At 67.0% G+C, this 6975-nt stretch carries 6 protein-coding genes; all 6 read right to left on the bottom strand.

Translation table 11 applies throughout. The annotated features are described in order from the left end of the window. Positions 1 to 202: 202 nt before the first annotated feature. The gene (ileS, locus tag ACWDU1_RS07880; protein WP_449996569.1) at positions 203 to 3340 is read right to left on the bottom strand and encodes an isoleucine--tRNA ligase; all 3138 of its coding nucleotides are present in this window, start codon (positions 3338 to 3340) and stop codon (positions 203 to 205) included. A gap of 357 nt (positions 3341 to 3697) precedes the next feature. Beyond that, the gene (locus ACWDU1_RS07875; protein WP_449996567.1) at positions 3698 to 3895 is read right to left on the bottom strand and encodes a hypothetical protein; all 198 of its coding nucleotides are present in this window, start codon (positions 3893 to 3895) and stop codon (positions 3698 to 3700) included. A 59-nt stretch (positions 3896 to 3954) separates the two neighbouring features. Continuing rightward, on the bottom strand, positions 3955 to 4797 hold the full coding sequence (gene wag31, locus ACWDU1_RS07870; RefSeq protein ID WP_449996566.1) for a DivIVA-like cell division protein Wag31: 843 nt from the start codon (positions 4795 to 4797) through the stop codon (positions 3955 to 3957). Positions 4798 to 4860: 63 nt separating this feature from the next. Then, entirely contained in the window at positions 4861 to 5163 is a 303-nt protein-coding gene (locus ACWDU1_RS07865) for a YggT family protein (RefSeq protein WP_030523839.1), read from the bottom strand. A 90-nt stretch (positions 5164 to 5253) separates the two neighbouring features. Beyond that, positions 5254 to 6030: a cell division protein SepF gene (locus ACWDU1_RS07860; RefSeq protein ID WP_449996564.1), complete on the bottom strand. Its 777-nt coding sequence runs from the start codon at positions 6028 to 6030 to the stop codon at positions 5254 to 5256. Positions 6031 to 6217: 187 nt separating this feature from the next. After that, positions 6218 to 6916, bottom strand: coding sequence for a YggS family pyridoxal phosphate-dependent enzyme (locus ACWDU1_RS07855; RefSeq protein WP_449996601.1), 699 nt, complete (start codon positions 6914 to 6916; stop codon positions 6218 to 6220). Between the last annotated feature and the right edge of the window lie 59 nt (positions 6917 to 6975).

Genomic DNA, 6975 nt, shown 5'->3' with positions numbered 1-6975 from the left:
CCCGACGGTGTGTTCTTCTGCTGCCCCTCAGGGGAATGCCGCCACCACTCGTCGGGATTGTCCGAAGCCATAGGATCTCACCCTAGTGCGCGGACGCGCGGCGGTCATGGCCGCAGCCTCGGGGGCAGCACCCCGGCACAGTCCCCGCCCGTTGCCGAGAACACGGCACCCGCCGGCCGGGAGGCCCGGCCGGCGGCGACCGTCAGCCCGCTTTCTCGATCCGGGCCCGCACCCCGCCGGTCAGTTCGGCGGCCTCCGGCCCGGCGGCGCCGAATTCCAGCTCGACGGCCAGGATCTCACCGGCGATCAGGTCCCGGTGCGTACGCGCCCACTCGTGCCGGTCGGCCGGAACCTCGAGGGTCGCGGTGACCCGGTCGGACACCTCGAGCCCGAGCGATTTCCGGGTCTCCTGCAGATCCCGGATGATGTCGCGGGCCCAGCCCTCGGCCTCCAGTTCCTCCGTGACCACCGAGTTCAGCACCACCAGACCGGCGTTACCGGGCAGTGCCGCGGTCGATTCGGGTTCGGCCGCCACCAGGCGCTGGGTGTACTCCTCCGGCAGCAGATCCACCCCGGCCGCGCTGACCACGCCGTCGGCGCTCTCCGCCCAGTCTCCGGCCTTCACGGCCTTGATCACCCGCTGTACGTCCTTACCCAGCCGGGGACCGGCCGCGCGGGCGTTGACCGCCAGATCGAACCGCCCGTGGGCGGCGACATCGGTGGTCAGATCGACCTTCTTGACGTTCACCTCGTCGGCGATGATGTCGGCGTAGGGACGCAGGCGCTCGGCATCGGACGCCGCGATGGTGACCTCGGACAGTGGCAGCCGCACCCGCAGCTTCTGCGCCTTGCGCAGGCCCAGCACAGTCGAGCACACCGCCCGCGCCTCGTCCATGGCCGCCACCAGCTCGGGATCACGCGGCAGCAGGCCGGCGTCCGGCCAGTCCGTCAGATGCACCGACCGTCCACCGGTGAGCCCGCGCCAGATCACCTCGGTGACCATCGGCAGCAGCGGCGCGGCCAGCCGCGTCACCACCTCGAGGACGGTATGCAGGGTATCGACGGCATCGCGGTCCTCGGCCCAGAACCGCGAACGCGACCGGCGCACATACCAGTTGGTGAGCGCGTCGGCGAAGGTCCGCAGCTCTTCACAGGCGCCCGCGATATCGAAGGACTCCAGCGCCGCGGTCATGGTGTCGTCGCTCTGTGCCAGTTTCGCCAGGATGTAGCGATCCAGCACATGCGGCGAATCGGTACGCCACACACCGGGTTCCACGGCGTAGAGCTGCAGGAAAGTCCACGCGTTCCACAGCGGCCGCAACGCATGACTCACGCCCTCACGGATACCGCGCTCGGTGACGATGAGATTGCCACCGCGCAGGATGGGCGAGCTCATCAGGAACCAGCGCATGGCGTCGGAGCCGTCGCGGTCGAACACCTCGTTGACATCCGGGTAGTTGCGCTTGGACTTGCTCATCTTGAGCCCGTCGTCGCCGAGCACGATCCCGTGCGCGACCACATTCCCGAACGCCGGGCTGTCGAACAGCGCGGTGGACAGTACGTGCAGGTTGTAGAACCATCCGCGGGTCTGCCCGTTGTATTCGACGATGAAATCGCCCGGGAAGTGCGAGTCGAACCACTCCCGGTTCTCGAACGGGAAATGGACCTGCGCGTACGGCATCGATCCCGACTCGAACCAGCAGTCCAGTACCTCCGGCACCCGGCGCATGGTGGACCGCCCGGTCGGATCGTCCGGATTCGGCCGGGTCAGCTCGTCGATCGCGGGCCGGTGCAGATCGGTGGGCCGCACGCCGAAATCGCGTTCGAGTTCGTCGAGCGAACCGTAGACGTCGATACGCGGATACGCCGGATCGTCGGACATCCACACCGGGATCGGGCTTCCCCAGTAGCGGTTGCGGCTGATGTTCCAATCCCGGGCGTTCTCGAGCCATTTGCCGAACTGGCCGTCCCGGATGTGCTCGGGCACCCAGGTGATCTGCTTGTTCAGTTCCACCATCCGCTCACGGAACTGCGTCACCGCCACGAACCACGACGGCACGGCCATATAGATCAGCGGCTGCCCGGAACGCCAGCTGTGCGGGTAGGAGTGATCGATCGTCTCCTGCCGCAGCAGCTTCCCCGCGGCCTTGAGGTCCTTGATGATCACCGGGTTGGCGTCGAACACCATCAGGCCCTCGTACGGCGGAACCATCGAGGTGAACTTGCCGCCCGGATCGAGCGGCTGCACCAGTTCGATCCCGTTGGCGCTGCAGACGTCCATATCCTCCTCGCCGAAGGCGGGGGCCATATGCACGATGCCGGTACCGGAATCGGTGGTCACGTAGTCGGCCGAGAGCACCCGGTGCGCGTTCGGATGCCCGGCGAAGAAATCGAACGGCGGCGCGTAGCCCAGCCCGACCAGCGCGGCGCCGTCGAACTCCCCGAGCACCTCGGCCGCCTCACCGAGCTCCCGCGCGTAATGCGCCAGCCGCTCGGCCGCGAGCACATACCGTTTGCCGTCCGCGCCGCGGACGTGCACGTAGCGCACATCCGGATGCACCGCGACCGCGAGGTTGGAGGGCAGCGTCCAGGGTGTGGTGGTCCAGATGAGCGCGTTGGCTCCGTCCAGTACCCGCAGCGGATGATCCGGCGGCACCGCCAGCACCATATCGACGGTGACCGCCGGATCCTGGCGCATCCGGTAGGCGTCGTCGAGCCGGGCCTCCTGGTTGGACAGCGGGGTCTGCTCGTACCAGCTGTACGGGAGCACCCGGAAGCCCTGATAGATCAGGCCCTTGTCGTACAACGACTTGAAGGCCCACATCACCGACTCCATGAAGTCGAGATCCAGTGTCTTGTAGTCGTTGTCGAAGTCGACCCAGCGGGCCTGGCGGGTCACATATTCGCGCCATTCATCGGTATAGCGGAGAACCGAGGCCTTGCACGCGGCATTGAATTCCGCGAGGCCCATCGAGTCGATCTGTGATTTGTCCGTGATACCGAGCTGCTTTTCCGCTTCGATTTCCGCCGGCAGCCCGTGAGTATCCCAGCCGAAACGCCGCTCGACCCGTTTACCGCGCATGGTGTGGAAACGCGGGACGACATCTTTGACATAGCCGGTGAGCAAATGACCGTAGTGCGGCAGACCGTTGGCAAACGGGGGCCCGTCGTAGAAGACGAACTCCTCGGCGTCGGCGCGGTTGTCGATACTGGCCCGGAACGTCCCGTCGGCGGCCCAGGCGTCCAGTACGGCCCGTTCCAGCTCGGGAAAGGACATACCGGACCCGCCGCCGAGATCGACGCGGGGATATGCGCTGCTGCTGGGATTCTCGTCCGCCATCGCGGGGTCACGTCTCCTCGTGCCTGGCGCGCCGGAGCGCGAATTCGATAGGCACGGGGACGATCGACGGTGCAACCGGTGCGCCGTAACCGCGGTACCACCCCGCTTGTCCGCAGGTCCTGTGGACCGGTGGACCTCTCGTCCGAGCTGTGACGGGCTCACCCGTTCGGTTCTACTGAGCGTGCGTGGTGAGGCGCTGCGCCGTTCTTCCGAAAGCTCCCCGGTGATGGCCGGATCATCGCCGAATTACATGTTTGATTCTAACCAGGACGGTCAACCACTTATACAACCGGCCCGCGGGCGCCGCACGACCCGCAGACCCCGGAAGGACGTCTTGGCTCTCGCTCGTATCTCGTCTCAGCGTTTCGCGTGCTGATCGCGGTCAGGCAATTCCTCGTCGGGTGCGCGCATCGACAGCGCGCTCACCAGCAACACCACGGCACCGACCACGCACACCGCGATACAGCCCCACGCCCAGACGACCGATCCCGTGGTCAGGGACACGATCAGCAGGACCAGGCCGATGGCGGCGAGCACCAGTGTCAAGACAAGCATGTTGACCCCCAGTACAGCAGGCCGGGCGCCCGTACGCTCCCAGCGGTAGCGGGCTGCTTCTACTCGCCCTTGCCGAACGAGGCCGGGGCGAGCTGGTTGGCGCCGGTATCGAAGGAGTCATCCTCCACCGGTACCGCCGAACCGCGGTTCTCCAGCTCCTCGAGCTGCGACTCCAGATACGATTTCAGCCGCACCCGGTACTCGCGTTCGAAGGTTTTGAGGGTCTGTATCCGGCTCTCGAGCACATTGCGCTGCTGGGTGATGGTCCCCATGATCTCGGTGTGCTTGCGCTCCGCGTCCGCCTGCAGGGCGTCGGCCTTCTCCTTGGCCTGGCGCAGCTGGCTGTCCGAGCGGGTCTGGGCGTCGGAGAGCATCGAATCGGACTTGTGGCGGGCGTCGGCGATCATCTCGTCCGAGCGGGCGCGCGCGTCGTTGACCATCCGCTCGGAATTGACCCGGGCGTTCGCCAGCAAATTCTCGGCTTCGCTCTTGGCGTCGCTGGTGAGCCGGTCCGCCATCTCCTGCGCCAGGCTCAGAACCTTCGCGGCCTGCATATTCGCGTCGGCCGCGGCGTCGGCGGCCGAGGGCCCCACGGGCACCACGGGGATGGGCGCCGACGGCGGCGCCTGGACCGGGGGCTTGATGGGTTCCGGCGGTGGGGCCGGCTGCACCGGTTTGCCCAGTCCGGCACCGGCCGGGCCCCGGTTGGTCTTGGCATCCGCGAGCTCCGCGTCCAGCTCGGCAACCCGCTGGCGAAGATCCGCGTTCTCCTCGATCAGCCGGGAGAGTTCCTGCTCCACCAGATCCAGGAACGCGTCGACTTCGTCCTCGTTGTAGCCGCGTTTTCCGATCGGCGGTTTGCTGAACGCGACGTTGTGCACATCGGCTGGAGTCAGCGGCATGGAAGGATCCCTTCGCGCGTTGGCAGATCTAGCGGCTCTGGCAAGTCGTCACGGCCCATTCTGTCACACCGGAGCTACCGGCTGTCCGAGCCTGCTGACGACAGACATCAGGATGAAGACCAGGAACAGCAGAACCATAATCGACAAATCCAGTCGAATTCCGCCCAGGGAGACCGGTGGTATCAGCCGCCGCAGCAGCTTCACGGGCGGGTCGGTGATGGTGAAGATCACCTCGAGTATCACGACGACCACACCGGTCGGACGCCAGTCGCGAGCGAAGCTCCGGATGAACTCGACGATCACCCGGCTGATGAGCAACAGCCAGAAGATGAACAGTACGAAGTACAGCACCGCGAACAAGGCCACGCTGTCACTCTGCCGCAAAATCGGCGCGGTGCAAAATGCCCGCGCCGATCCCGAGGGTGCCGCACCCTGCCCGCTCGGGCAGGGTGACCGCTATTTCTGGTTGTAGAACCCGGTTTCCGCGATCCGGCGGCGTTCCTCCGCCGATACGTCCACATCGGCCGGGGAGAGCAGGAACACCTTGGTGGCGACCTTGTCGAACGAACCACGCAGCGCGAAGGCCAGGCCCGCGGCGAAATCGACCAGCCGTTTGGCGTCGGCGTTGCTCAGATCCACCAGATCCATGATCACCGGGTTGCCCTCGCGGAACCGCTCTCCGATGATGGCGGCCTCGCTGTAGTCACGCGGGCGCAGCGTGGTGATCTTGGACAAGGGACCTCCGTCCTCGAAGATCGCGGGACGGCGGGCGGTGACCGGTTCGGGACGGACCCGCTCGGCCAACCGGCGCTCCTCGGCATCGGGATCGACTGCCAGCGCCCCCCGGGTCGCGCCGCGCAGGCCGGCACCGCCGGGCGGACGATACCGCCCGGACGCGGCCGCGTCGATCCGGGTGGGACGGCGCGGCCCCTCGTAATCGTCGTCGTAGGCGTCGCCCGGGTAGTCGTCCCGGCGCGGCGCGGGATAGCCGGGCTGATAGGACGACTTGTACGGGGCGTCGCGATAATCCGGGGCGTCGTAGCGGTCCCCGGCGTACCGGTCGTAATCCGGACGATCGTCGTACTCGCGGGGCGGCCGGTCGGCGTAGTCGCGCGGACGGCGCCCGCCGCGATCCTCCACCCCGCGGGGTGTGCGATCGTCGACGTAGTCGTCTTCGTAATCCTCGAGCGGAACCATGCCGAAGTACGCCTTGAACTTGTGCAGCGTGCTCATGCGTGCGCCTCGCTGTCGCTCGGCTCCGTCATGATCACGATTGTGGCTGCGTCGATTGTTCGCTCGCTGCGCTCGCTCATTCTGGTCGACCTTCCTTCGGCCCCGGTGGCGGCCGGGTGTTGAAGTCTTGCTCAGCCCTCGTCGTGTCCCAGCATATGTGTCGAATGTGACTGATGAGGTTTGTTTGCTACGCCGAGGTTATCGGTCGGGCGCCCATGAGAGCGGTTCCGACACGCACACAGGTGGAACCATGGGCAATAGCTCTTTCAAGATCATTCGACATACCCGCGGACAGCTCCGTGGCCTCGGGGTGATCGGCGCGCAACGCGGTATGCAGCTCGGCGAGCCGGGCGAATTCGGCATCGGGATCCGCCGACAGCGGCGGGATGGCCATAATCCCTGCTAAACGCAGTTCCGCGGTATCCGCTATCCGTTCCGCGAGCGCGGGCACCGCCGCGGGCACGGCACCGCCGCGACTCGGATCGGCGTCCAGGCTCACCTGGATCAGGACTCGCAGCGGCGCCTGCCGCTCCCCCTCGTCCAGCGCGGCCGCGGTGGCCGCCCCGAGAGCGGTCGCCAGTCGTTCGCTGTCCACCGATTGCACGGTATGCGCCCAGCGCGCCACCTGCCGTGCCTTGTTCCGCTGCAACCGCCCGATCAGATGCCAGCGCAACGGTTTCAGCGCTCGCAGTTCGGCCGCCTTCTCGCCGGCCTCCTGCGGACGATTCTCCCCGAAGTCGTGGCGGCCCAGACGGTGCAGTTCGGCGACATCGGAGGCGGGAAAGTATTTGGTCACCGGCAACAACCGAACCTCGGCCGGATCACGGCCCGCGGCCGCGCACGCTGCATCGATGCGCGTCAGCAGTGCGGTGAGGCTGCGCGCCAGTTCCGCGGTCCGGGCGGGGTTCCCGGGGACGGGTCCGGCGGTGTCCGGGACGAGCGGTG

Source organism: Nocardia sp. NPDC003345, assembly GCF_053589395.1.
This window is presented reverse-complemented; position numbering and strand designations above follow the sequence as displayed.